This is a genomic window from Varibaculum prostatecancerukia, from assembly GCF_943169825.2.
In the GTDB taxonomy this organism is placed as follows: Bacteria; Actinomycetota; Actinomycetes; order Actinomycetales; family Actinomycetaceae; genus Varibaculum; species Varibaculum prostatecancerukia.
This window is the reverse complement of the sequence record NZ_OW968402.1, coordinates 268341-285841: the sequence shown is the minus strand read 5'-3', so window position 1 is coordinate 285841 and position 17501 is coordinate 268341. Positions and strand designations below refer to the sequence as shown.

9 protein-coding genes and 2 rRNA genes are annotated in these 17501 nt (G+C 52.8%); 1 reads left to right on the top strand and 10 read right to left on the bottom strand.

Annotated elements, in window-relative coordinates; translation table 11 throughout:
• Positions 1 to 6: 6 nt before the first annotated feature.
• The 4 genes from KO216_RS01200 to leuC form a co-directional block, all read right to left on the bottom strand.
• Complete coding sequence (locus tag KO216_RS01200) at positions 7 to 861, bottom strand: lysophospholipid acyltransferase family protein (protein WP_215522465.1); 855 nt, start codon at positions 859 to 861, stop codon at positions 7 to 9.
• Between the two features lie 9 nt (positions 862 to 870).
• Entirely contained in the window at positions 871 to 2190 is a 1320-nt protein-coding gene (gene murA / locus KO216_RS01195; protein WP_215522464.1) for a UDP-N-acetylglucosamine 1-carboxyvinyltransferase, read from the bottom strand.
• Positions 2191 to 2368: 178 nt separating this feature from the next.
• Entirely contained in the window at positions 2369 to 3034 is a 666-nt protein-coding gene (gene leuD / locus KO216_RS01190; RefSeq protein WP_215522460.1) for a 3-isopropylmalate dehydratase small subunit, read from the bottom strand.
• Positions 3035 to 3037: 3 nt separating this feature from the next.
• Positions 3038 to 4465: a 3-isopropylmalate dehydratase large subunit gene (leuC, locus tag KO216_RS01185; protein WP_215522457.1), complete on the bottom strand. Its 1428-nt coding sequence runs from the start codon at positions 4463 to 4465 to the stop codon at positions 3038 to 3040.
• 89 nt (positions 4466 to 4554) lie between these two features.
• On the opposite strand from leuC, the gene KO216_RS01180 reads away from it, so the two are divergent.
• Positions 4555 to 5319 (top strand): IclR family transcriptional regulator, encoded by a 765-nt coding sequence (locus KO216_RS01180; protein ID WP_215522456.1) that lies wholly within the window; start codon positions 4555 to 4557, stop codon positions 5317 to 5319.
• Positions 5320 to 5321: 2 nt separating this feature from the next.
• On the opposite strand, the gene KO216_RS01175 is transcribed toward KO216_RS01180, so the two are convergent.
• The 6 genes from KO216_RS01175 to KO216_RS01150 form a co-directional block, all read right to left on the bottom strand.
• Complete coding sequence (locus KO216_RS01175) at positions 5322 to 6512, bottom strand: glycosyltransferase family 4 protein (RefSeq protein ID WP_309547321.1); 1191 nt, start codon at positions 6510 to 6512, stop codon at positions 5322 to 5324.
• A 101-nt stretch (positions 6513 to 6613) separates the two neighbouring features.
• Positions 6614 to 7561 carry a class C sortase gene (locus KO216_RS01170; RefSeq protein ID WP_215522454.1) on the bottom strand — a complete coding sequence of 316 codons (948 nt, stop codon included), beginning with the start codon at positions 7559 to 7561 and terminating at the stop codon, positions 6614 to 6616.
• 210 nt (positions 7562 to 7771) lie between these two features.
• Entirely contained in the window at positions 7772 to 9295 is a 1524-nt protein-coding gene (locus KO216_RS01165; RefSeq protein ID WP_215522453.1) for a SpaH/EbpB family LPXTG-anchored major pilin, read from the bottom strand.
• A gap of 143 nt (positions 9296 to 9438) precedes the next feature.
• Positions 9439 to 13308, bottom strand: coding sequence for a Spy0128 family protein (locus KO216_RS01160; protein WP_215522452.1), 3870 nt, complete (start codon positions 13306 to 13308; stop codon positions 9439 to 9441).
• Between the two features lie 574 nt (positions 13309 to 13882).
• A 5S ribosomal RNA gene (rrf, locus tag KO216_RS01155) occupies positions 13883 to 13999 on the bottom strand.
• A 174-nt stretch (positions 14000 to 14173) separates the two neighbouring features.
• Positions 14174 to 17252 (bottom strand): 23S ribosomal RNA (locus tag KO216_RS01150).
• Between the last annotated feature and the right edge of the window lie 249 nt (positions 17253 to 17501).

The window sequence follows — 17501 nt, the reverse complement described above, 5'->3', positions numbered from 1 at the left end:
AACGAACTACCCCTCCTGTTGAGACTCAGGGTTAGTGCTGGTAGAACCGCCTTTAAGATAAGGGCCGAGCTCTCCTAGTTCCCGCGCAGTTACCGGCTTTTCGGGGTGATCTGCTCGCCATGCCTTCGCAGCTACCCCTAATTGTTTCTTTGAGGGCATCCGGGCAGATTTACGATCTAGAGGACGGTGCGGCATTTTTATTCCTCGAATCTGTTCCAGGCCGCGGCAAATCGCCGCTTCTATTCTTTCGGTAGCCTGATACCAAGCTTCAGGATCATCAGCCCGATCATACAGGTCAGATAGGTCTACGGCGGGCAGAGCATGTACCCACACATCCTTTTTACCCTTCAAGTCTGGACGGCGAGCGTAACGATCCAGCACATCCTGCGCCCCCCACTGCACCACCGGAACCAGCGGCACTCGCGCACGCAGCGCCATCCGCACCGCCCCGGTTTTCATCCGCATCGGCCAAAAATCGGGATCTCGAGTCAAGGTGCCTTCCCCGTAAACCGTGATACATTCGCCTGCTTGCAGCCCCTTAATCGCGGCAGAAAGCGCGTCCCGGGAGTGGGTGGATTCCCGATAAACCGGAATTTGCCCGCAAGCACGCAAAATCGAACCCAACACCGGAACCTTGAAAAGTTCCTCTTTACAAAGAACTCGCACCGGATATCCCGCACTGGTCATAAAGTGCATCATGGTCATGGAATCGAACTCGGAAATGTGGTTAACAACAGCCACAAACCCGCCCTCTTTAGGCAGGTTTTCTTGCCCTTCCCAATGCCGGCGGGTGACCGCCCCTACAGGTATACGCGCTACGCGTACACAAAACTTATAGAAGCGAGAAAATTTACCGGCCATGCTTACCCCTTATTTTTCCAGCTTGACTTGCGCACCTAATGTTCCCAGTTTAGTAAGGAAATGCTCGTACCCGCGGCTAATCATATCGATTCCGCGGACTGTAGATTTCCCTTCGGCGGCCAGCGCCGCAATTAAATGGGAGAACCCTCCCCGCAGGTCGGGGATGGTAATATCGGCTCCGTGCAGCGGGGTCGGCCCGGAAATCGCCGCCGAATGATAATAGTTTCTTTGCCCGAATCTGCAGGCCAATCCGGTTAGACATTCCCGATACAGTTGAATTTGCGCCCCCATCTTATTGAGGGCGGTGGTGAATCCAAAACGCTGCTCATAGACGGTTTCATGCACGATTGACAGTCCGTGAGCCTGGGTGAGCGCCACCACCAAGGGTTGCTGCCAGTCAGTCATAAATCCGGGATGCACATTGGTTTCTAGCACAATCGGTTTTAGTTCCCCGCCTGGATGATAGAAACGAATCCCGTCTCGTTCCACCGAGAATGCGCCCCCCACCTTGCGGAACACATTAAGGAAGGTAATCATTTCCGGCTGGGAGGCGCCCTCCACAAAAATATCTCCGTGGGTGGCGAGGGCGGCTGACCCCCAGGAGGCGGCCTCGATGCGATCGGAGAGGGCGGTGTGAGTGAAACCTTCCAGGTTTTCGACCCCTTCAATCTGGATAGTGCGATCAGTATCTACGCTGATGATGGCGCCCATCTTTTGCAGCACATTGATCAAATCCATGATTTCCGGTTCAATGGCGGCACCACGCAGCTCCGTAATCCCCTCGGCTTGTACCCCCGCCAGCAGGGTCTGTTCAGTTGCGCCTACTGAAGGGTAGGGCAGTTCGATGACTGCTCCCCGCAAACCTTCTGGAGCGGCGATATGAATGCCGGAACGCATCTTGTCTACCTGCGCCCCAAAAGAACGCAGAATCGACAGGTGGAAATCAATAGGACGAGTCCCGATTACGCACCCACCCAGGTCAGGTATGATCGCTTCCCCGAGGCGGTGTAGGAGTGGCCCACAGAATAGGATCGGGATTCGCGAAGAACCTGCCAGGGTATCGATACTGGCCACCTGGGCAGCCTCGATATTAGAGGGGTCAATAAACAATTGTCCACTAGCGGAATCGTAGTCGGTTTTCACTCCGTGCAGTTCCAGCAAACCGCAGACAATATCTACGTCACGAATAAGTGGCACATTTTTCAAGACGGAAGGAGTTTTCCCTAACAGCGCCGCTACCATCGCTTTAGGTACAAAATTCTTTGCCCCCCGCACCTTAATACGACCTGTCAGCGGATGTCCGCCTTGCACTTCTAGAACCGGTTCCACGTGTTACTTCCCTTTCCGCTTTTCCCAGTGTTCCCAGTCTACCTGCCTGCGCGACTTCAAGTAGACAACTGGGAGAAAATACCCTATTAACAAGGGTGTTTTCAAGAAAACTAGGCTAAGAGCAAAGATAAACCTTGGGGAAAGCCACCTGGACAAAAGCAGGTTTTACGCTACGAGATTAAGAGCGCTTGACCTCAGGAATCCCGAGGGTAACTTCCCGGGCAGAAACTACCTCAGCTGGGGGCAGATGCTTAGCGGGCAGGGTACGCGGCATGAAATCCGGCCTTGCTTCCTCATAGGCGCTAATCGCCTCCTCATCACGCAAAGTAAGGTCGATATCGTCTAGCCCTTCCAACAGCCGCCAGCGAGTGTAGTCGTCAATTTGGAAACTGCAGCTAAAAGAACCGCAAGTAACCAGTCGTTTTTCTAAGTCAACTGTGATTTCTTTGCCCGGCTCCGCCTCTAACATTTTCCATAGGGCCTGGCAATCCTCCGGACTAATAACTGCCGCTACCATCCCGTCCTTTTCGCAATTACCGCGGAAAATATCGGCAAACTTGGGAGCCAACACTACTCGGAATCCGTAGTCACGCAATGCCCAAACTGCGTGTTCGCGACTGGATCCAGTACCAAAATCAGGGCCCGCCACCAGAATCGATCCGTTTCTAAAGGGAGCGAGATTTAGTACAAAGTCTTTATCTTGCCGCCAGGCAGCAAACAGTCCGTCCTCGAAGCCGGTTTTGGTCACCCGTTTTAGATAGACCGCCGGAATAATCTGGTCAGTATCTACATTCGAGCGCCGCAGCGGCACCCCAATACCGGTATGGGAAATAAACTTTTTCATCGCTTATACCTCTTTCCTGGTAGATACTGTCGGTAACTCCTGCGGACTAGCTAGATGTCCGGTAACTGCGGTGGCAGCGGCAATCGCCGGCGACACCAGGTGCGTACGCGAATTCTTTCCTTGCCGCCCCTCAAAGTTACGGTTCGAGGTGGAGGCGGAGCGCTCCTTCTCCCCCAGTTTGTCGGGATTCATTCCCAGACACATTGAGCATCCGGCGTTGCGCCACTCGGCCCCGAAGCTGGTGAAGATTTTATCCAGCCCCTCGGCCGCGGCCTGCAGACGCACCCGCGCCGAACCGGGAACTACCAATACCCGAACGTCCTCAGATTTTTTACGCCCCTGCCAAACCTGGGCTACGGTGCGTAAATCTTCGATTCGCCCGTTGGTGCAAGAGCCGATGAACACTGTATCCACTTGAATGTCACGCATCGGGGTACCCGGGGTTAACCCCATATATTCGAGGGCTCGCCGGGCGGAATCTCGCTCGCTATCGGTGCGCATCTGCTCGGGGTCGGGCACTTTTCCGCTCAGCGCCACCCCTTGCCCCGGATTAGTTCCCCAGGTGACAAAGGGTTCGATGCTTTCAGCGGGGATCGTGACTTCCCGGTCAAACTCGGCGTCCGGGTCACTTCGCAGGCTCTGCCAGTAGCGCACGGCTTTTTCCCACTGCTCGCCTTCGGAAGCGTGCGGGCGTCCTTTAATATAGTCAAAAGTGGTTTGGTCGGGGGCAATCATACCTGCCCGCGCGCCCGCCTCAATCGACATATTGCACACGGTCATCCGGCCTTCCATCGAGAGGTTTTCGATAGCTTCCCCGCGGTATTCAATCACGTATCCCTGTCCACCGCCGGTGCCAATCTTGGCGATAATCGCCAATATAATATCTTTGGCAAACACTCCCGGGCGGAGCTTCCCGGGGATATTAACCGCCATAGTTTTAAAAGGTTTTAGCGGCAGTGTCTGGGTGGCCAATACTTGCTCTACCTGAGAGGTACCAATCCCAAAAGCTAAGGCTCCGAAGGCTCCGTGAGTAGAGGTGTGGGAGTCGCCGCACACGATCGTCATCCCCGGTTGGGTCAGTCCTAGTTGCGGACCCACCACGTGCACGATCCCTTGATCAGCATCCCCCAGAGAGTGCAGGCGGATTCCAAACTCTTTAGCATTTTCCCGCAAGGTATGAATCTGGGTGGCGGAAGTCTGGTCTTTTATCGGCAAATCGATATCCACCGTGGGGGTGTTGTGATCCTCGGTGGCAATAGTCAGGTCCGGCCGGCGTACTTTTCGTCCCGCCATCCGCAAGCCCGCGAAGGCCTGGGGGCTAGTTACTTCATGGCATAAATGTAGGTCGATATATAGCAGGTCAGGCGCTCCGTTTTCGCCATGTTTAACCACGTGAGCAGCCCAAACTTTTTCTGCCAAGGTCTTAGCCATGCGCACCTCCTAGGTTTTACGCCCCTGATTTGCTGTATCTTCGGAAAGTGTAGTTGGAATTCCACGCTTTAAGATGGCAGTATCAGAACATGGACAATCAAACTGAAGGAAGCGGGGTCGGGGTTCTCGACAAGGCCGCACTCGTCCTAAGTGCGCTAGAGGCGGGGCCGGGTACTCTGGCTCAGCTAGTCACCAGTACCGGTCTGGCACGTCCTACTGCCCATCGCCTGGCGGTTGCTTTGGAGTATCACCGTTTTGTGGCGCGCGATGTTAATGGGCGTTTTATTCTCGGTCCGCGAATCGGGGAACTGGCTTCAGCTGCTGGTGAAGATCGTCTGCTTGCTTCCGCACGCCCGATTCTCAAAGCGCTTTGCGAACACACCCAAGAATCTACTCAAATGTATCGCCGCCAGGGAGATCAGCGAATCGTGGTTGCCAGTTGCGAGTCCCCTTTGGGGCTACGCGACTCCACGCCTACCGGCTCGGCACTGTCCATGAAAGCCGGTTCTGCGGCTCAGATTTTACTGGCCTGGGAGGAACCTGACCGCCTGCACCGCGGCTTACAGGGGGCTTCTTTTACCGCCACCCAGCTTTCGGTAGTCCGCCGCCGGGGTTGGGCCCAATCCATCGGTGAACGCGAACCCGGGTTAGCCTCGGTTTCCGCTCCGGTACGCTTAGCTTCTGGCAAGGTGGTCGCAGCTCTTAGTGTTTCCGGCCCCATCGATCGTATGGGGCGCCAACCGGGCAGGGTTCATGGCCCCGCGGTGGTGGCTGCCGCCACTAGGCTCTCGGATTTTATGCGGCGTGCGGAAGGGATTATCGCCGCAAAGCGCAAGCAAGCGGAAGGTAAATAGTTTCAGCGCGCCGAACGGCTTTGGGTTTCCCGATAGGCGGCAAAAGTGGCCGCTAAGCAACGCTCCCAGGAAACTGGGCAGGGCTGCTGCTGACAGTTTTTTTGCATTTTCCTAATGCTTCCATCCAGGAGGGCGGCGGCAGTTTTCTCCGCCAATTCCTGATCGCTACCAGCGGTAATGCCGGTCATACCATCGTTAATAAAATCAGTGATTGGGCTTTGAGAGCGCACGATTACCGGTAATCCGCTGGCGCGTGCTTCTGCGGCCGCGATTCCGAAACTTTCGTGCAAGCACAGGGTAATAAACAAGTCCGCCTGTCGGTAGGTCTTTAAAAGACCTGCAGCGTCTTCGCGCCCGGGTAAACTGACTTGTCCAGCGGTGACTGCAGGTTGGCGGCGCAGCAGAGGTCGCAATGCGCCCTCGCCAAAAACTTTCAGGGAAAAGTTGCCACGCTCACCCAACAGATCATTTATGGTTTCGGTGAACTTGATCAGGGCTAAGGGTCGTTTCCGGGGCATCAGACGAATAGCGCTCACGGCTTCAAAGCTACTAGCCCCGCCAAGATTTGAACTTTCCGCGGGCATGCCTCCGCTGTTTTTTTCCTGTGGAGCTTTGCCATCTATTTGCGCAGCGGACTCGTTAGGCGCCCAAAAGTTAGTATCGACTCCATTGGGGATTATTGGCCAGTTCCGGCGATTTCGAGGTTGTAGCACCTGGTTGATTTGCGAGTTCATTAGGGAGGATACCCCGGAAAATAAAACTCCCGCCTCTGCCCAGCGATCAAAAAATCCGCTGGCACGCATAATCGGCGCCCAGGTAGAAAGCTCACAGTGGAAAGTAGCCAAAGTAGGAATGTTCCCTTGCGCTGCCACCTGCAGTGCCAGGTGGGCAAAGGGGGATAGTACCCCCACGTGTACGTGAAGCAAATCAAAGCGGGGAAAAATAGCCCGGAATAGCGGAGCTGCAAACGGGTTCATGGGGGTAAACCCGATTGTGGGCATTCCTAAGCGATGTACCGGGATCTGATCTTCAATCCGTCGCCCCACGAAAGATCCATCGCGGGTAGCGGTTATAACTTCTGGAGAATGCCCCGCGGCCTTTAGACGTTGCGCCAAGTTATAGGTTTGGGTTTCGATTCCGCCCATATGTGGGGGGTAGCAATCTGTAACTATCCCGATACGCATGCCAGTCATTCTATCTTTCGCGCCTAGTAACATCTAAACCTGTTAACCGGTGTCTTTAACGCGCAGCGGCAGCCTAAGAGCGTGCTCTACTAGCTGTTTCCTCATGCTAATCAGGGCTTCTTGTGTCTTCCTCTAGCCTTGCGCCTTGGTTTGACAGGTGCTTTCTTTTCCTCCGGGTCTGGATTCTGGGCGATTACAGCCTTCTTGCGTTTATAGACCCGCACGTTCCACCACATCCAGATGGCAATCAATAATAGAGTCCCGGCAATCACCAGACTCCACCATGGAAAACGCGGCAACTCCGAAGGCCCCCCAGCCTGATCTGCATAATTTTTGGGGGTGGGATAGATCCTCTCCCCGGTAACGATAATGCGTTGAGTATTGATTCCCAGCGGAGTACAGGTAATCAGGGTCAGCAAATCCCGGTTCGGATCAGCCTTAATGGCCTGGGTGTCTCCCGGATCGATAACTCGGGTTTCAAAGACTCGGTAAGCATATACGTCACCGAATATCTCCAAGACCACGTCATCGCCCTTTTTCACCTGATCCAAGTCAGTAAACATTTTCGCTGATGCTAGACCCCGGTGCGCAGTGATAACTGCGCGGGTTCCTTTACCTCCCACCGGCAACGAGGTTCCCTGCAGGTGTCCCGCCCCTTTAAGCAGCACTTCGTCAGAGGAAGTGTGATAGATCGGCAGGTCAATATCGGCGCTCTTGACTTTTATCCTGCCCATCATCCCGTCCGGGCTCATCCGCAAAAGATCTTGATAGTCCCAGATTTCCTCACTTGCAGCCCGCATATAACCAGTGCCCAGCGCTTTACGTTCGTGGGCTTTTACCAATGCCCCCGCCGCCAGTGCCTGATTGTAACGCCGCGCCGCCTTCAACTGTTCCTCTTTTTTCGGATTAGCCTCGGGTATCTTGCTGTAGCTTTGCGCTATAACCTGGTTTTGCGCCAGCTGCATCCGCCAACTAGCGATTGACGGGTACAGCAGAGTCATCACGCCCGTGAAAACCATTAGCGAAACGAAGATTGCATTAACGAGTTGTTTTTTCATAATTTCTTATATCGAGGGAGCACCGGTTGACAACCAGAGCAGGAATGGTGATTTCACCTCCGGGAACAATATCCGGAAAAACTAGAAGTTCCCAGACAGGTGACACCCAAAAAGCAGCGCGAACATCGCGGCTTTCCCGCCATGTTCGCGCTGCCTACTTGGTTAAACACCTATTGAGTTATTCGCAGTGAATAAACAATCGCGATGGCCCTATTGTTTACGGGCGCTGCGAATCCCAAATCCAATCCCGAGAGCGATTACCGCTGCGCCGAGCAGACCCAGCAATACTCGTCCGGCTGCACCGGTTAAGGGCAGGCTCGGGATTATGGAATTATCTTTGGTGTTGGTAAAGACTTTATTTGCCAATCCGCCAGCTGTGGCGGTAGTACCGGCAGTGATAGTCACTTTCGTAGCATTAGCCTTTACATACCCCGCCGGAGCCTCGGTTTCCACCAGGCAGTAATCCGCTTTCATCCCTTTTTGCGCAGTGGCATCTTGGCCGGGAGTGTCCAGCTTGACGAATACATTGTTAAATACCACTTTACCGGTGCTCTTTTCCGAAGTTGCCTCGGCTCCAGTGAGCTTGTCGCCAGGTGTTGCACAGGTACCGTCCCCACCCAGCTTATGCAATTCGAACTTGGCTCCCCCCAAGGCGAGGTTAGCAGTCTTGGCATCAACTTTGCTGAACTCCAAGTCGCCTACATACGGGGTTTTTTGCGGGCTAATCGGGTTATCACCGGGGCCCGGAGGGGGCACGGTGCCCCCCGGTTCGGTAGAATCGATAGGCGTAAATGCCTGTTCAACCGCACTCTTATCTGCGGGAATATCTCCCAAGGTGGTGTTAACGGTGAACACTACTTTCCCGCCAGCTTTCAGCTTGGGGAGATCGGTTGCAGCCACCAGACACTTATAGAGCTTATGACCATAACCAGCCGCTGCCCAGGTGTCGGTAGTTGCGTCACAGGACACCGAGATATCTTGTTCTACGCCCGCCGCAGAAATAAACTTAGCTCCCGTAACATCCTTGAACGTTAGATAGTTTGCAATCGCATCCCAGGCGCCAAAGGCGGTTCTGGTTTTACCCGCTGCCAAGGGGTTAACCGGTAGTTCAAAACTCCAGGGGATGACATCGCCCTTCATATAGGTGGCACCGGGCACCTCTTTAATGGTCTTGCTGGCGGTACCGCTCTCAATATCATTCTTCGGGTAGACGTGCACATCGTAGAGCCACCCGGCATCCTTGTTGTTATAAGGCACAGTAACAATAAACGATGCCGCTTTACCATCGTCTTTTACCTTAGGTGCCGCACCGGAAATATCGGTTTCCTCTACCAGATATGCACCCACTGCTAGGTTTTCAAACTTGGCAGAGCCGTCATCTCCCGTTGTCATCTCGGCAGTGAAGGTATCTTTTTGCGCATCGGTAACCGTGTCAGCACTGGTAGGCAGAGCCTGCCACCCCGCCACCGTGGTCAGATCCATCTTCAGTTTAGTGACCTTAAACTTAACGCCTTTAATAGGGGTTGCGCTTTCAAACTTACTGGTCTCTGTCCCGTCCGCTTTCGCGCCATCGGCAATACCGGGGTTTGCGTACTTATGTACAGTTAAGGTTCCGGTTTTCCCGGCAGGGATATCTCCCGGTGCTGGCTCAGCGGCGAAGGCTGGCGCAACCGCCAAACCTAGCACGCTAACGGCAGCAGCCGCCGAAACCGCAATCAGTTTCTTTAGTTTCATGGTTCATTCCTTTAGTTTTTTATTAGATCTAAAAATAAACTTTGATTCTTCTTATTTGCCTTCCCGCAGCCGTCATACCGACTAGCTCCTTCTATTCCAGCCGGTAATGCGGCCGGTAAGGGCTGGGAAACGGCACACTATTTTTATGACCGCACCACCCCATTCCTCTTAACTGGCCGCGCGTCAGCTGAATCTGCTCCGCGGACTACCTCAGGGTGCATATTGAAGTTCCTACTAGCTGCTACTAACCCGACCACGCAGCTTAATGCCCCCAGCAGCCAAAAGATAAACGCCCCCAGTCCCCCGGATAGCGGAAGGCTAGGTACGGGCACTCCATTCCAGACATTTACGAAAGTATCTCCGGGCTCGGTTCCGCCCCCTGCACCCGGCGAGGACGCCTTCGTGATCGTCACCGTCGGATTTCCGGTAACCAGCCCGTTTGCATCCTCGGTAACCGTAACTTTCACTTGCCGAGCCAAAGTGTCATCACTGACGAAACCCTTATTGCTGGCAAGCTCACTCAGGGTGAAACAGTAGGTTCCCGCTTTCGAGAACTGCATCTTCGGGAACTCAAACTCTCCGATATTATCTGTCTGATCCCCGTAGGTGAGAGTCTTTATCCAGATGCCAGTTGCCGCCGCCAAAGTAGGATCGGTTACCTTCGTATAGGGAGTATCTGCTCCCGGGGTCAGATTAAAGTAGTTTTCGGGATCGAATCCGTCCCCACCACCAGCGCATCCCGCGCTGGTGGTATCCTGTTTCAGCTGGAAACGGAAGGGAATATCTTGCTGGTCCAAAGCTTTCGGACTGAGCAGCTTACCAGTTTTACTCCCCTCACGTAGTTCTTTTTTCCCTTCCACGATGGCTGACACGTAGCTAACCTTGGCGATAGCCAACGGAATCGCATCAGTCCACTGCACCGTCTCTTTCCCGTAAAGCTGATTGCCCTGCGCATCAGTTTGGGGCACATTCATACATTTTTGAACCCCGGATTCATCGGTTTTGCAATCAGTTTTATATAGAGGGGCGCCGTCCCGCTCCAGCTCATAGGTAACCCAAACATTGGGGCCTTTAGTTTCGTTGATATCCACAGTTGCGGGGTCATCGTTCGCCTGTGGTGCCTTTTGATGAGCCTCGACTACCTGGGTGGGAACGCCCGTGATCTTGCTGCCCGTTACCGTCAAACCCGCTTGGGTTAGTTCCGGGCTAAGTTCTATGGACTTAATCCCTTTGAGCCGCCATTTCTGTGCTGGTTCTGCATTTGGATCGCTCGCGTGCATTGCCCCAGCAAACCCGTGGGGTAGCGCCTTGCCTTTCACATTGGCAAAATCAACGGTAAAGGCTTTTCCAACTTGCGCGTGGTATTCGGTACCTTTCTCGGTTTTAATAACTGGCAAGGAGGAATCTGTAACCGTGATATCCAGGAAGTATTTCATCGGTATGTCGTAAGTCGTGCGACCTTGGGTAACTTTTCGTACCGCGGAAATCTCTTGCCTGAAAATACCCGTCTCTTCTGGTGCTCCAGAAATTACCCCACACTTGTCCACCTTTAATCCCTTCGGTAGGGTACCGGTGCGGTTGAGGTCATAAAGTTGGGTAGCTACATTCGCGCATCCTGCCGGCCCCATCTTCTTGGGATAGATACTTACCTTGGTTTTGCCGTCTGGATATTGTCCAGACGGGTAATTTTTTGCAATATCATCCTGAGGGGCACTGGGATAGACATCATGCAAGGTCATCCGCGGCATATATACTGGCACAGCGGTAAAAGAGTCAGACCCGATTGGGTCGTTACTCTTTGCTCCCAGAGCGTTAACCGTATATAGATGCGCATAGTACCTGGTTGGTTGCGCGAGATCCTTGGGCACGTCCAGATCACAGGAAGGCAGCGTTCCATTAGCTAAGGGGCGCAAGCCTTTACAATTCTTCACATTGTTTCCCTGCTCGTCATACCACTCGATTTGGAAAGTACCTTCCTGGAATCCGACGCTGGGTACCCCCGAGGCCCGGGTATGCGCGGTGTCAGTAGCTACCGCCAGGTGCTCATTGTCGTCCCAGGGGGTAACATCAAAGTAGAGCTCCGCCGGGAAGAGCGCGAAGTCTACCCGCTTGGTGCTGTCACCTTCGCGATCCCAATCGATTCCGACCCAGCCAGCACCATTAGTTGTACTGTCGCCACCTCCATTTTGGTAGGGAACAGGTATTTTAATGGGACGTGACAGGGGATCTATCGCCCCGTACCAGTTAGCGTGGAATGGTGAAGCCGCCGAAACTCCCGGCATCGTCTCGGTGGAAACAAACAACCAGTCACCATTAACGTGTTTTGATGCCGCCACTACATTAGATTGCGGCCAGATACCAATCGGATCCCCTTCTCTGCTGCCGGCGACCCGACGCCAATACTTATACTGCCCGTTTTCTTTTTTACAGGAAAACTGTACTTCCGCAGCCAATCCACAAGCATCCCAGGTGTTGCCATAGGTGCCCGCAAACTGTAACCTAGCCCAGGTTCCGGGGGTTCCAGAATCTGTTGCATTCGGGGGAGGACCGTTTTCGGCAGGTTTGGTATAGGCGGAAACGGTCTCGGCAATCCACTTCTTTTGTGCGGCTATAAATGCCCGATTTTTACAGGTTTCCGCATCAATACTGGTTTCATCTTGGTGCCGGTATGCCTGGCACGCCGCAACATCCTTACCTTGATCTACTTGTGCTAAGTAGGTCTGGGTCTCTTTCGCTATTTTCTTCTTAATCCAGTTTTGTAGTTTGGCTTCCCACGCGTTATTCCATCCCGCGCTATCCTGCCGAATCTTCGCGTTCCAGCCAATGTCCCGCGCGGCACTCCCGTTATAAATCTGATCCACGGCATAGTCAGACAGGTAGGAGGCGTACACCTTAGTCCCTTTTGCCCCTATGTCACCGGGATCTCCTAGCGCAGTTATTGGCCCCCAGGTTGCCGATCCTTTGGACTTATTTAGGTTCCACCCCACGCGCGAGTTAACATATCCGCCCTGTTTGTCATCGTATTTCTGGTTTTCCTCATAGGTGGTATCAACGATATTCCCATGGATATCGGTAATATGCATAGCCTGATTCTTGATGCGATCCCCATAGGCAATCTTGGTGTTGTACAGGTGGTCCGCGGCAACATCGTTGGTTGCCCAAGTCGTATCATTAACATTGCCACCGACGTTAGAGGGGAAATAGTTTCCGAAACCGGGAGTGTATAGCGTGCTGTAGGTGTCCGGGTCTGGGTTCGTGGCCCAGACTTTCCAGCGTTCGCACCCCGCTGAAACGGTGGGATCGGCATCGAATGTTACTAAACCGCCAGGGGTAATCTCATCGCCCATCTGAATCTCATAGTGACCGCGATAATCGGTGACGGCAGTGTAAGTGTTGGAAACGTACCCTTTAAGTGGACCACAGGTTTTCATGTAACGGGCATAGACCCGCACCCCCACCATCGGCATGGCGGTAGGTTTTTCATATCCCGCATAGGCAGTCCCGGCATCATTTAACAGCCAATCGATCCTGCCAACTTCGGAACTACCCCACCGTTGATACAAGACGTTGCCCCCGATTTTCTTTTGGGTTCCGGGCAATACTTTGGGCGGTTTTCCCATCACCGAGGGATCGGGAGGCCCCGGGGTAAATGTCAATACTTTTGGCGGATTCGTTGCACCCACAATCGATTGATAGGGCTTGCTTAGGTCGAGCTGACTTTCCCCACTTACCGGATCCGTTGAGCCTAAATATGGGGCAGCCCCCGCCTTAGATAGCTGCCCGCCCTCAGTTTGCACGCCGACTACTAATGCCCCAGCAATCAGGGTGTAAGCAACAAATGCCCCCAGTAGACGTACCCAAGTTTTTGCGGTTTTGAAAGGACGAAAGGAGCGTCGAAAAGATATCCGCGTCCTTAAGTTCTTTTTCGCAAGGGTAGATCCCTCATCAACCGCGAAAAAGCCGTCGTTGATCTGCTCCGCAGATGATTCCTCACGACGACACTTGAAAAGCATTTGCGTACCTACTCCAATAACCTAAATAGCCGAAAGTCACGCACCTACCACCCGAGAATAGAAATGCACACTCAAGAGAAGGGGAACGCTTCTTCCTCACTGGTAGTATGCAATAAAAATATGACCTACGTTAAGAGTTAAAAATTGGGAAATAATTAAGATAAGTACCTGAATTACGCTTTTTCAGCGAAAATACACAGATTTTTCCGTCATGTGCATTGCCTCACACTTAGGCTTGCTTTAAAGATACGGTTATTACCCAGATCGATCAAGTACCCCCGGGCTTGACCAATCACTATGTTCGTTACGAATTAATCTAGGATCCTTTGCTTTTAAGCTCTTGCCTGAAGGTTTTACATATTTTTTTAAAACCCGGAGCAAAAAGCGGTGGTGGTGATCATTTTCAGCTGCCTGTATAAAGCAAGGCTGGTTAGGGGAAACTATCTTGGTTGTCCTATCCTGCCGTCTGTATATAGCAAGGCAGGGTATAAAAACTGTTATTAGTTTTTGTAGCCTGTCTTTTAAAAGTTAGGAGGCCAAGCCCCGTTTGGGGTTTGGCCTCCTTGTAATGTGGTTGTGGTGGTGTCTTACTCTCCCGCGCTCGTTGGGGCGTAGTACCATCAGCGTTGCCTAGCTTAGCTTCCAGGTTCGGGATGGGACTGGGCGTGTCCTAGGCGCTATGACCACCACAAGACTATATATTCCACACCCGGTTTGTTTTTCTGGTGTTACCTTGTTAGGGCTGTTCACCATTTTTGTTTGGGTGTGTCCCCTGTCTTGTATAGGGGGGTTTCGGAGAGTGGGTGTGAGCGTCTTCGTGACGACATTTTTGTGTGGATGCTTGAACACTAGCGTGTTTTTTGTGTTTGTTTTTTAATGGTTCTTTAGTACCAGTCAGCTTTGCGTTTTACAACGTGTACACTTCTGGCCTATCAACCCAGTAGTCTACTGGGAACCTAAAAGACCTTATCTTAAAGCAGGCTTCCCGCTTAGATGCTTTCAGCGGTTATCCTTTCCGAACATAGCCAACCAGCCATGCACCTGGCGGTACAACTGGCACACCAGAGGTTCGTCCATCCCGGTCCTCTCGTACTAGGGACAGGACTTTCTCAAGTCTTAACGCGCGCAGCGGATAGCGACCGAACTGTCTCACGACGTTCTGAACCCAGCTCGCGTACCGCTTTAATGGGCGAACAGCCCAACCCTTGGGACCAACTCCAGCCCCAGGATGCGACGAGCCGACATCGAGGTGCCAAACCATGCCGTCGATATGGACTCTTGGGCAAGATCAGCCTGTTATCCCCGGGGTACCTTTTATCCGTTGAGCGACAACGCTTCCATAAGCCATTGCCGGATCACTAGTTCCTACTTTCGTACCTGCTCCACCCGTCAGTGTCACAGTCAAGCTTCCTTGTGCACTTACACTCAAACCCTGATTACCAACCAGGATGAGGAAACCTTTGAGCGCCTCCGTTACCATTTAGGAGGCAACCGCCCCAGTTAAACTACCCACCAGGCACTGTCCCTAACCCAGATAATGGGCCCAGGTTCAGATAACCAGCAACATCAGAGTGGTATTTCACTTGCCGACTCCACAAAAACTAGCGTTCCTGCTTCTTTGTCTCCCACCTATCCTACACAAACACAACCAGCTACCAATACCAAGCTATAGTAAAGGTCCCGGGGTCTTTCCGTCCTGCTGCGCGTAACGAGCATCTTTACTCGTAATGCAATTTCGCCGAGTTCGCGGTCAAGACAGCACAGAAGTCGTTACGCCATTCGTGCAGGTCGGAACTTACCCGACAAGGAATTTCGCTACCTTAGGATGGTTATAGTTACCACCGCCGTTTACCGGGGCTTAAATTCACCGCTTCGCAAAAATGCTAACAGTTCCTCTTAACCTTCCGGCACCGGGCAGGCGTCAGTGCGTATACCTCGCCTTACGGCTTCGCACGCACCTATGTTTTTGATAAACAGTCGCTTCCATCTTGCTATTGCACCCCACACCCCCTAACCACGCAAAGCGGTTTCAAGGGGTGGGGCCTCCTTCTCCCGAAGTTACGGAGGCAATTTGCCGAGTTCCTTAACCACGATTCACTCGCTCGCCTTAGTATTCTCTACCCAACTACCAGAGTCGGTTTAGGGTACGGGCGGAATAACACCTCACAACGCAGCTTTTCTAGACAGCACAGACCAACCCTGTTATCGGCCCAAACAGGCCCCACCATCACCTCTGACCCTTACGTCTTCCGGATTTGACCTAGAAGACAGGCTGCAGGCTTGAACACGGTAAACCATCACCGCGCCAGGCAATCTCACTGTGTCACCACGAAGCTAAAACACTCAAACCAAAAACCCAAAACCCCAAAGACACTCAGCAACCCGAAGGAAGCCAAACACCTAAATAGGGCGTCAAGCTTAAAAGAAAAAGCGCTAAAAACGGTCCCATCCCGGTAGCAGAATATCAACTGCTCAACCATCGACTACGCCTGACGGCCTCGCCTTAGGACCCGACTAACCCAGGGCGGATAAACCTTCCCCTGGAACCCTTAGTTTATCGGCGCCAGCGATTCTCACGCTGGACTCGCTACTCATGCCTGCATTCTCACTCCCACACCACACACGACCCATCACCAGGCCGCTACAACAATGCAGGACGCTCCCCTACCCCACAACACAAAAAATGCTGTAGTCACAGTTTCGGTGGCATGCTTAAGCCCCACTACATTATCGGCGCACAATCACTCGACCAGTAAGCTATTACGCACTCTTTCAAGGGTGGCTGCTTCTAAGCCAACCTCCTGGCTGTCAACGCAACTACACATCCTTTCCCACTTAGCACACACTTAGGGACCTTAACCGATGATCAGGGCTGTTTCCCTCTCGACAACGAAGCTTATCCCCCGCTGTCTGACTGCCCCACCAACTTAACGCGCATTCGGAGTTTAGCAGATCTCAGTAACCAACAAGGCCCATCAACCAACCAGTAGCTCTACCACACGCAAGCAAAAAATGGAACGCTATACCTAAATATATTTCGGGGAGAACCAGCTATCACGGAGTTTGATTGGCCTTTCACCCCTACCCACAACTCATCCCCCAGGTTTTCAACCCTGGTGGGTGCGGACCTCCACGACGTTCTACCGCCGCTTCATCCTGGCCATGGGTAGATCACCCCGCTTCGGGTCTATACCACGCAACTAAAACGCCCCCAGGACTCGGTTTCCCTACGACTACCCCACAACGGGTTAACCTCGCCACGCAACATAACTCGCAGGCTCATTCTTCAATAGGCACGCCACCACCACACCAACCCGAAGGCCCCGCGGCTCTGACGGCTTAAAAACGCTTGGTTTCAGGAACTATTTCACTCCCCTCCCGGGGTACTTTTCACCATTCCCTCACGGTACTAATCCACTATCGGTCACCGCGCCCGTCCAGGCTTACCCAATGGTCTGGGCAGATTCACACGAGATTCCACGAGCCCCGCGCTACTCGGGAACAAAACCCAACGCACTGCATATGTAACCAGCTACCCGACTCTCACGGTCTCCGGTAAGGCATCCCAACCTATTCACCTCACACACACAAAAACGTTCCAAACAACGGCAGTTGCTTGACGATTCAGTCCCACAACACCGCCTGCGCAACCCCTGCCGAGTATCACACGCAAACGGTTTAGCCAACACCCGCTATCGCTCACCACTACACACGGACTATCTCACAAAAGGCGGTACTAAGATGTTTCACTTCCCACCCTACCAACACACACCTACAAAAACTTCAGTGCGCGCCAACCACACACAACTATGGTTAGGTTACCCCATTCGGAAACCCCCGGATCAACGCTCGCTCGCTAACTCCCCGAGGCTATCGCCAGCCACAACGTCCTTCATCGGCACACGATGCCAAGGCATCCACCAAACGCTCAAAAACAAAAAACAAACCAATAAACAAAAAAAACACCAACCACCCAAAGGTGGTCAACGAACAAGATTCTCACAATAAAAGCATCACAAAGACACTCACATCCACTCTCCAAAAAACAAACAACCAACCCAAAAAACCCCAAAAGCAACAAACTTTCAAAAGTGAATGAGCCAAACAAACAAACCCTTAAGGCCTGATTGTTCCTATACCCGATAGCCCCCCAAAAAGAAGGGAGGAAAGTGTTTCCTCGTTTTATTTGCGCT

Excerpts from the sequence above, each read along its gene's own strand:
- KO216_RS01200 (WP_215522465.1), bottom strand. The coding sequence starts at position 861 with ATGGCCGGTAAATTTTCTCGCTTCTATAAGTTTTGTGTACGCGTAGCG.
- leuD (WP_215522460.1), bottom strand. The coding sequence starts at position 3,034 with ATGAAAAAGTTTATTTCCCATACCGGTATTGGGGTGCCGCTGCGGCGC.
- leuC (WP_215522457.1), bottom strand. The coding sequence starts at position 4,465 with ATGGCTAAGACCTTGGCAGAAAAAGTTTGGGCTGCTCACGTGGTTAAA.
- KO216_RS01180 (WP_215522456.1), top strand. The coding sequence starts at position 4,555 with ATGGACAATCAAACTGAAGGAAGCGGGGTCGGGGTTCTCGACAAGGCC.
- KO216_RS01175 (WP_309547321.1), bottom strand. The coding sequence starts at position 6,512 with ATGACTGGCATGCGTATCGGGATAGTTACAGATTGCTACCCCCCACAT.
- KO216_RS01170 (WP_215522454.1), bottom strand. The coding sequence starts at position 7,561 with ATGAAAAAACAACTCGTTAATGCAATCTTCGTTTCGCTAATGGTTTTC.
- KO216_RS01165 (WP_215522453.1), bottom strand. The coding sequence starts at position 9,295 with ATGAAACTAAAGAAACTGATTGCGGTTTCGGCGGCTGCTGCCGTTAGC.
- KO216_RS01160 (WP_215522452.1), bottom strand. The coding sequence starts at position 13,308 with ATGCTTTTCAAGTGTCGTCGTGAGGAATCATCTGCGGAGCAGATCAAC.